Genomic DNA, 17,533 nt, shown 5'->3' with positions numbered 1-17,533 from the left:
AGTTAACGTACATGTGTATATTCTAATTTTACTTTCTATTATCGAAAAAATCTGACGACCTGTCAAAGGTTGCGGGTTATTTTCCTCAAAAACTATTCAAAAAAGGGAAGCCATCGCTTCCCTTTGATTAATCTTCGTAACGGATGAGTGAGAACACGTCGTATCCTTCGAGTCGCTCACGTCCACCAAGTCCATCTAGTTCGATTAAGAATCCGATTCCGGCGACGACGCCACCGAGCTGTTCGATCATTTTGATCGTTGCTTCAATCGTACCGCCTGTTGCGAGCAAGTCATCCAAGATGACGACTTGTTGCCCAGGTTTGATCGAGTCTTTGTGCATCGTCAAAATGTCTGTACCGTATTCAAGTCCGTAAGAGACGCGAACCGTCTCACGTGGCAACTTGCCTTCTTTACGGACCGGGACGAACCCGAGTTCGAGTGCATACGCTGCCGGGCAACCGACGACGAAACCGCGTGCCTCTGGACCGGCGATGAGTTCAGCACCGCGCTCTTGTGCGTAAGCGATGAGCTCATCGACCGCTTTTTTATAAGCCGGGCCGTCTTGCATGAGTGACGTGATGTCCTTGAAGCTGATTCCTTCTTTCGGGTAATCCGCTACTTCTTTAATATGCTGTTTGAAATCCATTTTATGTGTAAGCCTCCTGCATCTTGTTCGATCGCAATGATTGTAACCGCTCTTTCAGTTCTGCCAACGACGCATAGGTGAAACGCTCCTCGAGTTGGACTCGTCCGACCCGGCGCTTGTAACACGGCGCTTCGGTCAAATCACGTTTCGGCGCTTCTGGATTCACTCCAGGCAGTCCGTCTTCCATTGTAACAAGAAATTCGAGTTCAGAGAATACTTGATGCATAAATTGAATCGTATTTTTTGACCATTTTCGCTCAATTGACAAACGAATCAAGTTTTCACGCAAGTGTTTCCGTTCGCACGTCGCCATATGGACGTAATATGTTCGGAAATCTTCTCGCGTCGGTAACTTCTCGAAAAACGATCCGCCTTGTCCGAACGCACAGTACACACGCTCGACATCCTCGGTCAACATGTCCGCAAGCACCTCTTCCTCGTCCGGTAAATCAAGCAAGACGACGAACGGTTTGAGCGGCGTATCGAGGTCGTGGAGCGGGAAGTCGTCTCGCCCTTGGAACGACACGAATGACGTCGTGTCGCCCGGGAGCTGTTTCAATTCGTCGAGCGAATTTTTCTTGCCGCGGTAGTCGAACACTTGAAACCCGTCGACACGGATGTCTTGAATCATGAGCTGCGGTTTGCGCATCCCGTTCCATTCATTGACCTGCAGACTGCCCATGACCGAAACGTTGGCCATCTTCGAAATCTCGGACACGACGTGACCGAAGCCGAAGCCGATGCCGTCGAGTTCTCGCTTGTCCCCAGCGAGTTGAACTTTCAAATGGGTGTTGTCACGTCCGATTTGACGGATATCACGAAGTCTTGCGTCCGCCACGACGACTCGCGGTGACGGATTGCCCATCCCGAATGGGGCGAGCTTCCCGATCTCTGCAATCAAATCGAGCGATACGTCGTTCACGTCGAGCTTCAAGTCGACATTGACACGAGCGACGAACGTCTCGTCTGGAATCGATTCGGCTTGTTCGTTCAGACGTCGGCGCAGTTCGGCGACGTTCTCCGATAACAGTGTCATTCCGGCTGCGGCCGGGTGTCCACCGAAGTGCGGCAAGATGTCTTCATTTTGTGATAGTTCTTTGAATAAGTCGAACCCGTCGATCGAACGGCCAGAACCTTTCGCCTTCCCCGTTTTCGGGTCATGGCACAACAGGATGACCGGACGATAGTACGCCTCGACGAGTCGTGATGCGACAATTCCGACAACGCCCGGATTCCAGCGTTCGCTGGCGACGACGAGGACGCGGTCGTCCGTCATCGAGGCCTCGACAAGTTCTGTCGCTTCTTTCGCGATCGTTTTGACGATGTCTTGGCGTTCTTTATTCTGTTTGTCGAGCTTCTGGGCCAATTCGAGTGCCTCCTCGACACTCTCAGCGAGCAACATCTGGAGTGCTGGCATCGCCGAATCAAGACGACCGGCGGCGTTGATCCGTGGTCCGAACGCAAAACCGACCGACTCCTCGTTCAACGTCCCGTCCGTCAACGCACACACTTCTCGAAGCGCGAGGATTCCAGGACGTTTCGAATCATCGAGCGCCTTCAGACCAAGCTTCGCGAGTAAGCGATTCTCCCCGTCAAGCGGGACGAGGTCGGCGATCGTACCGAGCACGGCCAAGTCGAGCAACTCTTCCGGCATCCGACCGAGCACGGCATGAGCCACTTTGAGCGCGACGCCTGCCCCGGCGAGTTTGTCGTACGGATACGACGGATCGATGTGAGGATGGATGATGGCGAACGCGTCTGGAAGTGTCTCTTTCGGCTCGTGGTGGTCGGTGATGATCAAATCGACACCGAGCTCTTTTAAGAGCGCCGCTTCTTCGATCCCGGAGATCCCACAGTCGACCGTGATGATGAGCGTGAACCCTTCACCCGCCGCCCAGCTGAACGCCTCTTTGTTTGGACCGTATCCTTCTGTGAAACGGTTCGGGATGTAACATTCTGCCATGACACCGATTTCGGTCAAAGCGTGCCACATGACCGCCGAAGCGCTGACACCATCGACGTCATAGTCGCCGTAGATGAGCACCATCTCGCCGTCATCGGCCGCGCGTTTCAAACGATCAACAACTTTGTTCATCTGTTCAAATAAGTACGGGTCGTGGAACTCAAGCTTATCCTCGACGTGCAGGAACGCCTTCGCCGCCTCGACGTCGCGGTGCCCCCGTTGCATGAGGAGCGTCGCGAGTTGCTCCGATATATTCAGTTCTGTCTGTAGCTGTTCAACCGCGGTCGTATCCGTCTCCGGATACACCCATCGTTTCTTTGCATGATACATAGTCCTTCACTCCAATCAATTGTTGATTATATCAGAACGAGCGAGTGAAGTGCCGTCTTGACATTCAAAAAAGGTCCCCCGAACGATGCGGGAGACCTGCTGTTACGCCTCTGGGGCGGTTTCTTTCTTTTTGTTGAGCGACATGCCTTTGAGGAGCATCCACAAGTACGAGGCGATGAAAATCGATGAGTACATCCCCATGACGAGACCGATGAGCAATGCGATCGAGAAACCGCGAATCGACTCGGCACCGAACACGTACAAGGCGATGACCGTCAAGAGCACAGTGATGACCGTGTTGACCGAGCGGACGATCGTCTCTTGAATCGACGTATTGACGATGTCACGGTACACGTCCATCGATTTGATTTTCCGTTCCTTCTCATACGCCTGAATGTTCTCGCGGACGCGGTCGAACGTCACAATCGTATCGTTGACCGAATAACCGATGATCGTCAAGACGGCGGCGACGAAGTACAAGTTGACCTCGATACCGAAAATCGAGAAGGCCACGATCATGAAGAACGCATCGTGAAGCATGGCGACGACCGTTGCGACCGCATACGAGAATTGGAAGCGGAACGTGATATAGAGGATGATCCCGAGCGACGCGAGTGCGACCGCATAGATGGCATTCCGAGCGATATCACGACCGACCTCGGCCGATACGGTGCTGATGTTCGGATCGTTCCCGAACGTTTCCGTGAACACGGTCTTCACCGAGGCGACTTCGTCTTGAGCGAGCTGGCCGACGAACGTCACGTTGGCGAGCGTTCCGCCTTCCGCGTATTGGACCGACGAAATCTCTTCATCGACACCGGCTTCTTCAAACGCCGACGCCAATTCTTCTTGCGACACTTGTGACTCGGTCGAGACTTCGACCCGTGTCCCGGATGCGAAGTCGATTCCGAGGTTCAAGCCGCGGAAGAACAAGATGCCGAGACCGATGATGACGATGGCACACGAGACGATGAACATCGTGCGCATATGTTTCACATAGTTTAATTCAGTGAGCTTAAAGTTCACGGATTTCACTCTCCTTCACACCAAACCAGCCTTTTCGTTTGTCGAATAGACGACTCGAGACGAGGAGGTGCATCAAATAACGCGAGATGAAGACGTTCGAGATGAACGTCATCGCAATCGAGATCATGAGCATGATGGCGAACCCACGGACCGAGCTCGTCCCGAAATAGAACAAGACCGCTGCCGAGATGAGGGTCGTCAAGTTAGCATCGATGATCGTACTGAGCGAGCGTCGGTTCCCGGCACGGAATGCTGATAGGACCGACTTCCCTGACCGGAGTTCATCCTTGATGCGCTCGGCCGTGATGATGTTCGCATCGACCGCCATCCCGACACCGAGGACGAGGGCGGCAATCCCAGGAAGCGTCAAGACGGCGTTAATCCCGTTAAAGAACAACATAATCAAATTGATATACAAAATGAGCGTGATGATCGAGACGAGACCAGGTAAACGATAAAAGAACAACATGAACAAGAAGATGGCTGCGATCCCGATGAGTGACGCGAACACGGTCTTATCGAGTGCGTCTTGACCGAACTGGGCCGAGACCGACGTCGAATAGATTTCTTCGAGTTTGACCGGAAGCGCACCGGCGTTCAAGATGTCAGCCAGCTGTTTAGCGCTGTCGGCAGTAATATCGCCACCCGAGATGATGGCTTTATCTGAGACAATCGGTCCACTGACTGTCGCGTCTGACACGATTTTCGAGTTCTCTTTTTGAATTTCTTGTTCATATGAATCGCCTTCTTCAAAATCTAGCCAGATGACAAGACGGTTTTCCGGAGCCGGACGCTGGGCGATCTGCGACGTGACTTCACCGAATTTTTCTGCTGATTGCAGGGTCAATTCCACAACTGGACTCCCATTATTCGGATCGAAACCAAGAGCAGCCCCACGAGGCGCTAGGTCCTTTCCATCGAGAAGAACATTGTCATCAATGTCACGGAATGTGAGCTGGGCTGTCGACGAGAGCACTTCGCGGGCATCGTTTTGGTTCTCTACGCCTGCGAGTTGGACGCGGATGCGATTCTCGTCTTCAATCCGGATGTCCGGTTCCGAGACGCCGAGGACGTTGACCCGGTTGTTGATGGCGCGAACGGTTGCATTCATCGCTGATTGATCGATGACATCGCCGTCTTCGAGCGGCTGGACTTCGTACAACACTTCAAATCCGCCTTTGAGGTCGAGGCCGAGGTTCGTGTTTTTCACGACCCATGGCGTCGTCAAGGCGGCGAGCAAGATCGTTGCGATCATGATGACCGCAAAGATCGCAATATTCCCTTTTTTGTACATACGACTATTTCCTTTCTAAACACCTGTTCTGTTAAAAAACTTCTCTCGTTAACATTACAAATATTCTAAACATTTATCAATCGTTTTCCTAAAATTGTAACACCCACACGTTGATTTCCCACGTTTTTTTGCGCTTGCGACTAAAAGTTGCATTAGGGCAAAACTTGAGCTATGATGTGGTTATCAACTTACACACTACAAGTAAAGGAGTCCTTTCCAATGGATAGTACGATACTCTATGCCTTTTTACTGACGCTGTTCGCTGGACTCGCGACGGGGATCGGAAGTATGATCGCCTTCTTCGCCAAACGGACCAATACGGCATTCTTGTCGGTGTCCCTTGGCTTCTCAGGTGGGGTCATGATTTACGTATCCTTTATCGAGATTTTCCCTAAAGCGCTCGATGAACTCGTCGGGGCCCATGGCGAGCAGGCTGGGACACTCTACACCGTCCTCGCGTTCTTCGGCGGGATGTTGTTGATCGCCTTGATCGACAAATTCATCCCATCTCTCGAGAACCCCCACGAAGTCAAATTCGTCGAGACGATGCAAAATGACCCATCATCACAAGAGCTTGCGACGACGGCGACCGATCGCGTCCCGTTGAACCAAGAGACGAAACAACGGCTTCATAAGATGGGGCTGTTCATGGCGCTCGCCATCACCATCCATAACTTCCCGGAAGGTCTGGCCACGTTCGTGTCAGCTCTTGATGACCCGGCCGTCGGTCTCGCGATTGCCGTCGCTATCGCGTTACACAATATTCCGGAAGGGATTGCCGTATCGGTCCCGATTTATTACGCGACCGGCTCTCGGAAAAAGGCGTTGAAGCTGTCCTTCTTGTCCGGGCTCGCGGAACCGCTAGGAGCAGTCGTCGGCTTCCTTCTCTTGATGCCGTTCTTGAGCGACACGGTGTTCGGCCTCTTGTTCGCGGCTGTCGGTGGCATCATGGTGTTCATCTCGCTCGATGAACTCCTTCCTGCCGCTCGTGAATACGGTCGGGCCCACCACGCGGTGTACGGAATGGTCGCCGGTATGATGGTCATGGCAGCGAGTCTGATTTTGTTAATGTGATGAACCGAACGCTCAAAAAAATCGTAAATAGGAAGAGGCCGTAGAAACAATTCGTTTCTACGGCCTCTTTTTGGGTTTGAACGAACGATATGGAGCCGTTGCCTACTCTAGCATATCCTCCAAGTCTTCATTCTTGATTAACGCCATTGCTTCATCCCTAGCGATTCCAGTCAGTAATGCTAACTTTTCATGGCTTACCTGATTTTGGGCAATCCAGATTTGGGCCAACGATTCTCCGCAACTCGCTCGAATCATTTCATCAACCGTCTCATCATTTGCAACGGTCAATAATGCAACCTCCACCGCCTCTTCATTTAAGGAAAACCCTAAATCCATGGCAGCGTCGTCCCTTTCTGCATCACTCGCCATTTGATCGAGTAATATCTCAATCCATGCAAGTATATGGTTCACTTTTCAGACCTCTTGAGATGGAGTAGTCGACGTCTTAAACAAATGCACGAGATCTTTCAGTTCGACCGACATATGGCTCATCGTCTCGGCGATGCCGTTGATTTCTTGGATGGCGGCAAGTTGCTCTTCGACGTTCGCACCCGCCTCTTCCACGCTTCGTTGCGTCGACACGGCATTCGTCGACATATCTTCGACCGAGACCGCGACCTCGGTCGTGTTCGCACTCACTTCTTCTGTTGCCGCCGCGATCTCGCTCATTTGACGGGATGTCTCTTGGATGACGGAGACGATTTCACGGAACGCACCGGCGACTTCTCCCATTTGGGTGACGCCGCTCGTCACGTGTTGACTCGTGACGTCAAACGCGGACTCAACTTCTGACGTATCACGCTGGATATCGACGACGACCGCTTGGATTTGTTTTGCCGACTGTTTTGACTCTTCGGCGAGTTTTCGCACCTCGGCCGCGACGACAGCAAACCCTTTCCCATGTTCACCGGCCCGGGCCGCTTCGATGGCGGCGTTTAAGGCGAGTAGGTTCGTCTGTTCCGTGATGGCGGTGATCGAACGCGTGATTTTCTCGATTTCAAGCGACTGGTTCGACAAACGCTTGACCATCTGTTGCGTCAAGTCGTTCGCTTGTTGAATCTCACGCATTTGTCGTTCGGCCAACTGGATTGTCTCAAGTCCCCCACTCGCTGCTTCGAGCGTATGGATCGTCTGTTCGTTCACGCCTTGCGAGGCCGCGGCGATCTGGTTCAAGCCGACGACGGCTTGGTTGACGCCGGACGTCCCTTCTTCAGCCCGTTTTGCCGAGACTTGAGCGTTGACGTTCATCTGTTCGAACAACCCGGCCACGCCTTGCGTCGTCGTGGCGACGTGGTCCGTGCTGGCGTAAAGCTCTTCTGAGTAGGCCGTCACTTTATCCGAGGCCGCTCCGACTTGCCGAATCAGTCCGACGAGGTTGCGTTTCATATCGTTGAACGCCGTGACGAGGTCACCGAGTTCATCGTTCGAACCGACCTCGATATCGCCTCCGGTCAAATCCCCTTCCGCGACGACTCGGGCTTCACGGACGAGACGATTGATTGGCTTCAAGAACAGTTTTTGAAGCGCCACTAGCGAAAGTAGACCGACAGCGACACCGATGACGCTGATGACGATCATCCAAATGATTGATTGCCCGGCACTCGCCTGGACCGCTTCCGACTCAGCGGCGAGCGCTTCACCTTGATACGTGACGAGATCGGTCACCGTCATCCGGACACGGTCCGTCGTCGGCGTCACGCTCGTATTAAGCACCGTCTTATAACCGATTTCGTCTTGCTGCTGACGCAGGTCGATCACACGCGCCATTTCCGTGTCGAGATGTTGATTGAACTTCTCGAGATCGTCAAGCGACGCGAGCACTTTCGGGTCTTCCGTCGACTGTTGGAGCGTAGTCATCAACTCATCCCGTTTCGTCTGGGAAGCCTCAAGGCTGATCAATGTCTTCGGATTCGAGACGAGCAAGTAGTAGTTCAAGTAGCGCTCGGCATCCGTTACGGTCAGCGCTAAGTCTTCGGCGACGAGCATGTCTTGGAGCCGCTCGTTCAACACCCGGTCATACTCTGACGTCGCGTTCTGTAATTGGTACGAGCCGAGCGCCCCGACGATCAATAAAGCGATCAACGTCGGTACGAGCGCCATCGCCATCTTGCGCCGCATCGACGAACGTCCTGTCATGCGGTCAGGGCGACGCCGGACCTTCCATTTATATAGCGGGCGTAGCAATCGTTTCACATCCATGTCTTCTTCTCCTTCTTTCCAATTCTTCTCAACTTGACAATAATGCAAACGTTTTCACGATTCAATTTGATTTTTAGAAAACAGGTGGATGATTCGTCGTATTGACACAGTTTGACAAAAAGACGTCATTTCCGCTATGATACAAATCGTAATGATTACTACTTATGAGGTGGAACAATGATTTCTTCACATACAAAAATTTTGATAGTCGGCGGCGGCATTCATGGCATGACGATCGCCGTCTCCTACTTAGAACAAGGTGGAGCACTCGACGACTTGATGATGATCGACGCGAACGAGTCCCCGCTCAGCAATTGGAAAACACAAACCGGACGCATCTCGATGTCGCATTTACGCTCGACGCGTGTTCATCACCTCTCGTCCAACCCGCACGCGCTGAAGCAGTTTGCCGCCAATTATGATTACGGTTCCCATCACTTTAAAGACACGTTCGGACGTCCTTCGCTCGCCTTGTTCAACGATCACTGTGACCAGATGATTGACGACTGGCAGCTAACGTCCCGCTTCATCGGGAACGCCCCTGTTGAACGGGTGTCGCGCCTCGATGACGTCTACATCATTGAGACGAAAAATCGCCGGATCACAGCCGACGTAGTCATCGTCGCGACAGGACAGTCGAACGTCGTCCGTCTTCCAGAATGGGCCGGACTTCCAGGTTGCCGACATATCTTTTCAGCTGATGAGCCACTAGAGCAAGAAGAAGTGACGATTGTCGGTGGTGGGATTACAGCGCTCCATTACGCCTTGGCTCGGCATCACAAAGGACATCGCGTCACGCTCGTCACGAAACGACCGCTCGAGGTGAGTCAGTTCGACGCCGACCGTAGCTTTATGGGACCGAAAGGCTTGCGTGCGTTCCATCAACTTGATGACGATTGGGTCGGGAAACGCTCCTTCGTCAAAGCCGAGCGTCGCCCCGGTACGTCTCCGAACGACCTCGTCCTCAAAGTGAAACGACTCATCCGCCAAGGCCTGATCGATCACGTGATCGGGGAAGCGGTCCGGCGTGACGACCAGCTATTTGTCGACGGACGTGCTCTCCCGTCGTCTGAGATCGTTTGTTGCACCGGGATTCGCCCGCTCGATGTCAACCAGTCGTTTCTCCGCCCGCTCCTCGAGCAACTCGACTTGCCGCTCACCCCATGCGGGACTCCGGTACTCGATGAGACACTCGCTTGGACCGATCATTTTTATATGACCGGTGCCTATGCCGATTTAATCGTCGGACCGTTCGCCCGTGCCATCTATGGCGGACAAGAGGCGGCCCGACGGATCATCCCCCAACTATTTTCTGCACAAAAATACGCCTGACCAGTGATGGTCAGGCGTTGTTTGGTTACTCGGCGAATGAAGAGTTGCCTTTTTTCGTCACTTCAGCAATCGCACTGCGATTGAACTTGAGGAGTGACTGGTCACATTTCAATGTGACTTGTGTGTCTTCGATTTGGTGGACGACGCCGTGAAGGCCGCCGATTGTTACGACGTGATCCCCACGCTCAAGCGCGTTTTGCATCGATTGTACTTCCTTCTGACGTTTCGTCTGCGGACGGATCAACAAGAAGTAGAACACGACGAAAATAAGGATCATCGGTAATAGTGCTACGAGAGTTTCCATGCGTAAAATTCACCCTTTCCTTCAATATCAGGTTCATTATACCGTGAAACTGAAACGTTGTCACATAATCGCTGTCAGAACAATTAGAAATTCTTGGCGTTCGGTTTGTTATACCCATATTCTTCGAAAAACTCTTCCTTGAAGTCCAAGAGGCGGTCTTCGCGGATGGCTTGACGTACTTGACTCATCAAGTTCACGAGGAAGTGAAGGTTGTGTGTCGAGCAGAGGTGAAGTCCGAACATCTCGTCGGCACGAATCAAGTGGTGGACGTACGCGCGTGAATAGTTCTTACACGTGTAGCAGTCGCACTTCTCATCGATTGGGCCGAAGTCCGTCTTATGTTTCGCATGTTTAATCGTGACGCGACCTTTCGATGTCATGAGTGTCCCGTTGCGGGCGATCCGTGTCGGCAAGACGCAGTCGAACATGTCGATCCCACGAATCGAACCTTCGATCAACGCATCCGGTGAACCGACGCCCATCAAGTAGCGCGGCTTGTTCTCCGGCATGAACGGTGTCGTAAACTCGAGCGCGCGGTACATGACGTCCTTCGGTTCGCCGACTGATAATCCACCGACGGCATAACCTGGGAAATCGAGCGAGACAAGGTCAGCCGCACTTTGACGACGGAGATCTTCGTACTCTCCACCTTGAATGATGCCGAACAACGCCTGATCTTGTGGACGCTCGTGTGCCGCGAGGCAACGCTCTGCCCACCGGCTCGTCCGTTCAACCGATTTCTTCATGTATTCGTGTGTCGCCGGGAACGGCGGGCACTCGTCGAACGCCATCATGATATCCGAACCGAGCGCGTTTTGAATCTCCATCGCTTTCTCCGGTGACAAGAACAACTTGTCACCGTTCAAGTGGTTGCGGAAATGGACGCCTTCTTCTTGGATGTTGCGAAGGTCGGCGAGCGAGAAGACTTGGAAGCCGCCCGAGTCCGTCAAAATCGCACCGTCCCAGTTCATGAACTTATGAAGGCCGCCGGCTTGTTTGACGACTTCGTGTCCTGGACGGATCCAAAGGTGGTACGTGTTCGACAGGATGATGTTCGCTCCCATCGCCTTGACTTGTTCCGGTCCCATCGTCTTGACGGTCGCCTGTGTGCCGACCGGCATAAAGACAGGTGTCTCGAACGACCCGTGCGGCGTATGGACGATTCCGTGCCGCGCTCCCGTCTGTTTACATGTATGGATATGTTCGTATGTGACTGCGTGTTTGGTCATTTGTTCTCTTCCTTCCTCGTGATGAGCATCGCGTCCCCAAAGCTGAAGAAGCGGTAACGTTCTTGTACCGCCGTGCGGTACGCGTTCAAGATGATGTCGCGCGACGCGAACGCCGAAACGAGCATGACGAGTGTCGACTTCGGCAGATGGAAGTTCGTGATCAATCCATCAATCGCCTTCAACTCGACGCCTGGGTAGATAAAGATGTCCGTCCAGCCCGATGACTCGACGAAATCCCCATGGTCGCGCACGATCGTCTCGAGCGTCCGGGTCGATGTCGTCCCGACCGCGAAGACGCGTCCGTGATTTGCACGGACGTCGCGGAGCGCTTCAGCCGAAGCGGCCGATAGTTCGAAATACTCGCTATGCATCGTGTGCTCTTCAATCGTATCGGCCGTGACGGGACGGAACGTGCCGAGCCCGACATGGAGCGTGAGCGGGATCAACTTGACACCTTTCGCCTCCGCCGCCGCGAGCAGTTCTTCCGTAAAGTGAAGGCCTGCCGTCGGTGCGGCCGCACTCCCGCGTTCACGGGCGTACACCGTCTGATAACGGTCCTGGTCGTCGAGCTGTTCACGGATGTATGGCGGGAGCGGCATCGTGCCGAGCTCATCTAAAATCTCATAAAAGATGCCGTCGTAATCGAACTTGAAGCGGCGACCGCCTTCCGGGAGCTCTTCGACACATTCGGCCCGGAGCAACCCGTTGCCGAACTCGACGATGGCGCCGACGCGGACTTTCTTCGCAGGTTTGACGAGCGCTTCCCACACATCATCTTCCGTCTGTTTCAAGAGAAGGAGTTCGACTTTCCCGCCTGTCTCTTGCTTCGCCCCGAACAGTCGGGCCGGGAGCACGCGCGAGTCATTGACGACGAGCGCGTCGCCTGCCTGTAAATAGTCGAGCACGTCGCGGAAATGACGATGCTCGATGTCGCCCGTGTCGCGGTCGAGGACGAGCAGTCGTGAGCTTGTCCGATCGAGAAGCGGTACTTGGGCGATCAGTTCTTCTGGTAAGTCAAAATCATAATCGTTTACGTTCAATTGAATGTCTTGCATATCGTTTACTCCTCTTCATAGCCAAAATGCGTCTTTGCGTACTGGGTAATCATCCGGCCGCGTGGTGTCCGTTGCAGGAAACCTTGCTGCAACAAGTACGGCTCATACACGTCCTCAATCGTCTGGGCGTCTTCCCCGATTGTTGCGGCGAGCGTCTCGAGTCCTACCGGGCCACCGCCGAACCGTTCGACCATCGCCCGTAACAGCCGGTGGTCGACCTCGTCGAGTCCGAGGGCGTCGACGTGCAACCGGTCGAGCGCACTTGAAGCGAGCTCTGGGTCGATTTCTTTCGTACCTGCCACTTGGGCAAAATCACGGACCCGGCGTAACAGCCGGTTGGCGATCCGCGGCGTGCCACGTGAACGTTTCGCGATGGCACCGCTCGCCTCTGGTGAGATTGACAGGCGGAACAGTTGGGCCGTCCGGCTGACGATGGCGGCGAGCTCATGCGTCTCGTAGTATTCAAGTTTCAACGTCACACCGAAGCGGTCACGGAGCGGCGCCGACAACATGCCGGCCCGCGTCGTCGCGCCGACGAGCGTGAACGGCGGCAAGTCGATGCGGACGCTTCGCGCCATCTCGCCTTGTCCGTAGACGATGTCGAGACAGTAATCTTCCATTGCCGGATAGAGAATCTCTTCGATCGTGCGGCTCAAGCGATGAATCTCATCGATGAACAGGACGTCGCCCGGTTCGAGCGTCGACAGGATCGCGGCGAGGTCACCCGGTCGTTCGATGGCCGGACCGGCTGTCGTCTTGATGCCGACGCCCATCTCGTTAGCGATGATTTGGGCGAGGGTCGTCTTTCCGAGTCCCGGGGGACCGTAAAGGAGGACGTGGTCGAGCGTCTCGCTTCGTAGCTTCGCGGCTTGGATGAAGATTGACAAGTTGCCTTTCGCCTTCTCCTGCCCGATATATTGCTCGAACCTTTGCGGACGCAAGCTCCACTCTTCTGAGTCTTCATATTGTTGATGGGATTGTGACAACAATCGTTCGTCCATGGTCTCCTCCTTATTTCAATAGCAATTGCAGGGCGCGCTTTATGTAAGCGTCTGTCGTCAATATTTCTGAATTCAATTCCTTGCGGACACGGGTAATCTCACGCTCCGAGTATCCGAGTGCGACGAGCGCCTCGCACGCCTCGTCGAGTTCGGACGCGCCTTGGGCAAATAAGCCGGTGTTCGGCACATAGTCCGGGGCGAGCTCGGACAGCTTGCCTTTCAAGTCGAGCGCCATCTGTTTGGCCGTCTTCTTGCCGACACCCGGGAACTTCATCAAGTACTTCTCGTTCTCGGTCTCGATCGCGTCGATGAGGGCATCCATATCGCCCGAGGCGACGATGGCGAGCGCGCCTTTCGGACCGATGCCGTTGACGCCGAGCAGTTTATTGAACAGTTCGCGTTCCCGGCGTGAGCGGAAACCGTACAATGTCTGTTGATCTTCCCGCACATAATGATGCGTAAACACGATTACATGTTCGTCTTGTTCACGATAAAAAAACGGGTTAGGCACATGTACTTTGTAGCCGACGCCCGAAACATCCAACGTTATATATTCCGCGCACACATAGGCGACGGAGCCTTTTACGAATTCAATCACGGTCATATCTCCTCTTCATAGGAAAACTGCATTCATTGTACCATAACCGCCGCCACGAAAAAAGGACAGGCGGTTGCCTGTCCTTAGCGTGCGAGCATCCGTTCAAGGGCGAGTGTCGCCCACTTTGTCGTCTCTTCGTCGACGCGAATGATATTGACGGGATCGGTCTCGAGCGACTCGAGCGCCCAAAGCAGATGCGGTAAATCGATGCGGTTCATCGTCAAGCACGGGCACATGTACGGGTTAAGCGAGACGATATCTTGCTCCTGGTGCGTCGCCGCAAGTCGGTTGACCAAGTTCATCTCGGTGCCGACTGCCCACTTCGTCCCCGGCGCGCTCGCCTCGATTTGGTCGATGATGTATGACGTCGACCCGGCCTCGTCCGCCGCCTGTACGACGTCAAACGTACATTCAGGATGGACGATGATGCGCCGCTCCGGGTCGTGTTTCCGAAGCGCCTCGATTTGGGCGACGTTGAACTTCTCGTGGACCGAACAGTGCCCTTTCCACAGAATGACGCGGACGTCCTCGCTGTCACCTTCATAGACGAGCCGTTCCCGAAGCGGGTCCCAGACGGCCATCGCTTCGAGCGGCACACCTAAGTCAAACGCCGTGTTCCGTCCGAGATGCTGGTCCGGCAAGAACAGAACCCGCTCTCCCGCCTCGAGCGCCCAACGCACGATGTCATGCGCGTTTGACGACGTGACCGTCGCGCCGCCGTTCTTTCCGACGAACGCCTTGATGGCTGCCGTCGAGTTGACGTACGTGATCGGGATGATACCGTCGCCGAACGTATCCGTCAGTTCTTCCCACGCGATCTCCGTCTGATCGATGTCGGCCATGTCTGCCATCGAGCATCCGGCCCGCATGTCCGGCAAGATGACGACCTGGTCGTCGCGCGTCAGCATGTCCGCCGTCTCGGCCATGAAATGGACGCCACAGAAGACGATAAATTCAGCGTCACTCATCTGTTCGGCGAGCCGTGCGAGTTGGAGCGAATCTCCGGTCGCATCCGCGAATTGGACGACCTCGTCCTTTTGATAGTGGTGGGCCGGCAAAAATAAGCGACTGCCCAGCCGTGCTTTGATGGCTTCAATCCGTGATTCCATCTGTTCAATCGTCAAGTCAGCGTATTGTGCTGGCATCGTTCCGAGTAATTGCATGTTTGATTCCCCCTACAAGATTTAGACTACAATCGAGCACCGTCACTGAATGGGTCAACTGCCCGATCGAGATGACGTCGACTCCCGAACCGCGATACTGGGCGATCGTCTCGACGGTGATGCCGCCGGACGCCTCCGTCTTGATATGCTCTGGGACGAGCGCGCGCCACGCCTTCAGTTCTTCCGGTGAGCGGTTGTCGAACATGATGATGTCCGCGTTCGCCGCAATCGCCTCATGTAACTGATCGAGCGTCTCGACCTCGACTTCGACAGGCGTCGTATGACCGGCAAGCGTCCGTGCGCGCTCAACCGCATTCGTGATCCCGCCGAGTGCCGTGATGTGGTTGTCTTTGATCATGATGGCATCATCGAGACGGAGTCGATGGTTCTTTCCGCCGCCCGAGCGAACGGCATGCTTCTCGAGCATGCGGAGCCCCGGCGTCGTCTTCCGCGTGTCCGTGACGGCAATCGTCGGGTCGGCGAGCCGTTCAACGCAACGACGGGTCATCGTCGCGATCCCACTCAAGTGTTGGACAAGGTTCAACAGCACACGCTCCGTCTCAAGGAGCGTTCGCGTTTTGCCTCGCAAAACAAAAAGCGTGTCACCGGCCACAACGTCCGTACCGTCCGGCTGACATGACTCGACGACGAGACGCTGTAACTGCGCTAGTTCAAGGACGACGTCCATGCCGCAGAAGACGCCGTCTGCTTTGGCGCTGATCGTGGCGAGGGACGTCTCGCGGTGGTCAATCAATGCACTCGAGGCGTCCCCGAAACCGATGTCTTCATGTAAAATTGCTATCAACTGTTCGCGTAATGCGATTTTGTTCATTAGAAGCCTCCGTTCTCATAACGGCATGGGCCAAAAGGCGTGCCGCTTTCAGACTCAACGTCTGTTCACTTAATTGTCTTGACACGTGTTTCGTCTGTGGCAGTTCATGGGTATTTTCTAAGAAACTTGTGATGTCGCCAATCTGAGGCGAGATGGTCAACCATTTCCCAATCTGTTGCCGATAGCGGCTGAACAGATCAACCGATATCTCGTATACGGTCGTCTCGTCTACCGTGAACGGCTTCTCCTTCTCCTCTACCGTCACCGCTGCCGCCACCCGCTTCCCGAACACCCAGCATTCGAGTAACGAATTTGACGCGAGTCGATTCATCCCATGGACACCCGAATCGGCGACCTCACCGACCGCATACAACCCAGCGACGGACGTACGACCGTCGGCATCGACGTCGACACCACCCATATGGAAATGGAGTCCGGGCCGTACCGGGATGCGGCGGATGTCGATTCCGTTCATGTCACATGTCGCCACCAGTTTCGGGAACCGTTCCTCGATCCGCTCGACGCGGCTCGTGTCCAAGTAGACGGGACCGTCATGACGCGTGAGTGTCCGAGCGACCTCGTCTCTCGGAGCGAGGCTTCCGAGCGGATGGTGGGCCATCACAGGACGTCCTGACGAATCGACGAGCATCGCCCCAGCTCCGCGCAGCGCTTCCGTCACGAGATGAGGCGAATCGACCGCGAGCAGCGTCGGATGGAACTGAATCCGCGACAAGTTTGTGAGTCGGGCCCCGACCTCATCCGCTAAGACGAGCCCGTCCCCTGTGACCGAGCGACAATTCGACGTCCAGTCGATGAGTCCACCGATCCCCCCAGTCGCCAAGACGACGGCGCCGGCCTGGACGTGAAGGCGCGTCTCACCGTTGTAACCGGTCGCCCCACTGACGCAGCCATCTGTCTTCACCAACGTATCAATCAAGACGTGTTCCATGACGGTCACGTTGTCTGGCAATTGTCGACGAAGCGTCGCCATCACGTGACGCCCGGTCTCGTCCCCACCGACGTGAAAGATTCGGTTCATCCCATGTGCCCCTTCACGGCCGACGGCATATGCAGCACCGTCCCGATCAAAGACGACTCCGAAGCGCTCCAAATCGCCAATCGCGCTCCGTCCTTCTTCGACGAGCGTATACACTCGTTCAGGAATGGCTGCCATCTTTGAGGCGACGAGCGTATCCCGCTCATGATCGACGCTCGACGGCTCCAAATACGAGCTCGCGATCCCCCCTTGGGCCATGTCCGAGTTCGCACTTGTTACTTCGTGCTTGGAGACGAGCAAGACGTTCAACGTTTGAGGCAAATGGAGCGCGACTGTCACCGCGGCCAAACCGGCCCCGATAATCAACACATCGACCCTTTCTAACTGTAAAGACATCTGTATATCACCTGTTTTTCATATGTAATGTTGACTTGTAAACTAGTTTCGCATAATTTTGTGAAGAAGACAACATGAGAAAAGGGGAACTTAC

Annotated in this window: 14 protein-coding genes and 1 pseudogene; 2 read left to right on the top strand and 13 right to left on the bottom strand. The window is 54.5% G+C overall.

The features are described 5' to 3' along the window. Positions 1-127: 127 nt before the first annotated feature. The 3 genes and pseudogenes from EVJ33_RS00775 to secD all read right to left on the bottom strand — a co-directional run bounded on the left by EVJ33_RS00775 (position 128) and on the right by secD (position 5,259). Positions 128-646, bottom strand: coding sequence for an adenine phosphoribosyltransferase (locus tag EVJ33_RS00775; RefSeq protein WP_034776883.1), 519 nt, complete (start codon positions 644-646; stop codon positions 128-130). A gap of 1 nt (position 647) precedes the next feature. Then, positions 648-2,939, bottom strand: coding sequence for a single-stranded-DNA-specific exonuclease RecJ (gene recJ / locus EVJ33_RS00770; RefSeq protein WP_131433577.1), 2,292 nt, complete (start codon positions 2,937-2,939; stop codon positions 648-650). Positions 2,940-3,041: 102 nt separating this feature from the next. Then, positions 3,042-5,259: pseudogene (secD, locus tag EVJ33_RS15860) on the bottom strand (protein translocase subunit SecD). A gap of 219 nt (positions 5,260-5,478) precedes the next feature. Here secD and zupT point away from each other — a divergent pair. Beyond that, a complete protein-coding gene (gene zupT, locus EVJ33_RS00755; RefSeq protein WP_131433571.1) occupies positions 5,479-6,333 on the top strand; it encodes a zinc transporter ZupT in 855 nt (284 codons plus the stop codon). A 102-nt stretch (positions 6,334-6,435) separates the two neighbouring features. Here the strand turns inward: zupT and EVJ33_RS00750 are convergent, their stop codons facing one another. Both EVJ33_RS00750 and EVJ33_RS00745 read right to left on the bottom strand, forming a co-directional pair. Further along, positions 6,436-6,744, bottom strand: a complete 309-nt coding sequence (locus EVJ33_RS00750; protein WP_131433569.1) for a hypothetical protein — start codon at positions 6,742-6,744, stop codon at positions 6,436-6,438. Positions 6,745-6,747: 3 nt separating this feature from the next. Then, a complete protein-coding gene (locus EVJ33_RS00745) occupies positions 6,748-8,532 on the bottom strand; it encodes a methyl-accepting chemotaxis protein (RefSeq protein WP_131433567.1) in 1,785 nt (594 codons plus the stop codon). Positions 8,533-8,709: 177 nt separating this feature from the next. Between EVJ33_RS00745 and EVJ33_RS00740 the strand changes: the two genes are divergently transcribed. Next, on the top strand, positions 8,710-9,864 hold the full coding sequence (locus EVJ33_RS00740; RefSeq protein ID WP_131433565.1) for an NAD(P)-binding domain-containing protein: 1,155 nt from the start codon (positions 8,710-8,712) through the stop codon (positions 9,862-9,864). 25 nt (positions 9,865-9,889) lie between these two features. Here EVJ33_RS00740 and yajC read toward each other — a convergent pair whose 3' ends face one another. The 8 genes from yajC to EVJ33_RS00700 all read right to left on the bottom strand — a co-directional run bounded on the left by yajC (position 9,890) and on the right by EVJ33_RS00700 (position 17,439). Continuing rightward, positions 9,890-10,168: a preprotein translocase subunit YajC gene (gene yajC, locus EVJ33_RS00735; protein WP_021066898.1), complete on the bottom strand. Its 279-nt coding sequence runs from the start codon at positions 10,166-10,168 to the stop codon at positions 9,890-9,892. Between the two features lie 83 nt (positions 10,169-10,251). Beyond that, positions 10,252-11,397 carry a tRNA guanosine(34) transglycosylase Tgt gene (tgt, locus tag EVJ33_RS00730; protein ID WP_131433563.1) on the bottom strand — a complete coding sequence of 382 codons (1,146 nt, stop codon included), beginning with the start codon at positions 11,395-11,397 and terminating at the stop codon, positions 10,252-10,254. Beyond that, positions 11,394-12,437 (bottom strand): tRNA preQ1(34) S-adenosylmethionine ribosyltransferase-isomerase QueA, encoded by a 1,044-nt coding sequence (gene queA / locus EVJ33_RS00725; protein ID WP_131434280.1) that lies wholly within the window; start codon positions 12,435-12,437, stop codon positions 11,394-11,396. The genes tgt and queA overlap by 4 nt, the downstream gene beginning before the upstream one ends. A gap of 20 nt (positions 12,438-12,457) precedes the next feature. Next, the gene (gene ruvB / locus EVJ33_RS00720; protein WP_131433561.1) at positions 12,458-13,453 is read right to left on the bottom strand and encodes a Holliday junction branch migration DNA helicase RuvB; all 996 of its coding nucleotides are present in this window, start codon (positions 13,451-13,453) and stop codon (positions 12,458-12,460) included. Positions 13,454-13,463: 10 nt separating this feature from the next. Then, entirely contained in the window at positions 13,464-14,051 is a 588-nt protein-coding gene (gene ruvA / locus EVJ33_RS00715) for a Holliday junction branch migration protein RuvA (RefSeq protein ID WP_021066894.1), read from the bottom strand. A gap of 83 nt (positions 14,052-14,134) precedes the next feature. Further along, the gene (gene nadA / locus EVJ33_RS00710) at positions 14,135-15,214 is read right to left on the bottom strand and encodes a quinolinate synthase NadA (protein ID WP_131433559.1); all 1,080 of its coding nucleotides are present in this window, start codon (positions 15,212-15,214) and stop codon (positions 14,135-14,137) included. Next, a complete protein-coding gene (gene nadC, locus EVJ33_RS00705; RefSeq protein WP_131433557.1) occupies positions 15,177-16,046 on the bottom strand; it encodes a carboxylating nicotinate-nucleotide diphosphorylase in 870 nt (289 codons plus the stop codon). The genes nadA and nadC overlap by 38 nt, the downstream gene beginning before the upstream one ends. After that, positions 16,000-17,439 carry an L-aspartate oxidase gene (locus EVJ33_RS00700; RefSeq protein ID WP_131433555.1) on the bottom strand — a complete coding sequence of 480 codons (1,440 nt, stop codon included), beginning with the start codon at positions 17,437-17,439 and terminating at the stop codon, positions 16,000-16,002. Before EVJ33_RS00700 ends, nadC begins: the two co-directional genes overlap by 47 nt. Between the last annotated feature and the right edge of the window lie 94 nt (positions 17,440-17,533).

Source organism: Exiguobacterium sp. SL-10 (genome assembly GCF_004337025.1).
GTDB lineage: Bacteria > Bacillota > Bacilli > Exiguobacteriales > Exiguobacteriaceae > Exiguobacterium.
This window is presented reverse-complemented; position numbering and strand designations above follow the sequence as displayed.

Coding starts and splice junctions, on each gene's coding strand:
- nadA (WP_131433559.1), bottom strand. CDS start 15,214: ATGCAATTACTCGGAACGATGCCAGCACAATACGCTGACTTGACGATT.
- EVJ33_RS00740 (WP_131433565.1), top strand. CDS start 8,710: ATGATTTCTTCACATACAAAAATTTTGATAGTCGGCGGCGGCATTCAT.
- nadC (WP_131433557.1), bottom strand. CDS start 16,046: ATGAACAAAATCGCATTACGCGAACAGTTGATAGCAATTTTACATGAA.
- EVJ33_RS00775 (WP_034776883.1), bottom strand. CDS start 646: ATGGATTTCAAACAGCATATTAAAGAAGTAGCGGATTACCCGAAAGAA.
- recJ (WP_131433577.1), bottom strand. CDS start 2,939: ATGTATCATGCAAAGAAACGATGGGTGTATCCGGAGACGGATACGACC.
- zupT (WP_131433571.1), top strand. CDS start 5,479: ATGGATAGTACGATACTCTATGCCTTTTTACTGACGCTGTTCGCTGGA.
- tgt (WP_131433563.1), bottom strand. CDS start 11,397: ATGACCAAACACGCAGTCACATACGAACATATCCATACATGTAAACAG.
- yajC (WP_021066898.1), bottom strand. CDS start 10,168: ATGGAAACTCTCGTAGCACTATTACCGATGATCCTTATTTTCGTCGTG.
- EVJ33_RS00745 (WP_131433567.1), bottom strand. CDS start 8,532: ATGGATGTGAAACGATTGCTACGCCCGCTATATAAATGGAAGGTCCGG.
- EVJ33_RS00700 (WP_131433555.1), bottom strand. CDS start 17,439: ATGTCTTTACAGTTAGAAAGGGTCGATGTGTTGATTATCGGGGCCGGT.
- ruvB (WP_131433561.1), bottom strand. CDS start 13,453: ATGGACGAACGATTGTTGTCACAATCCCATCAACAATATGAAGACTCA.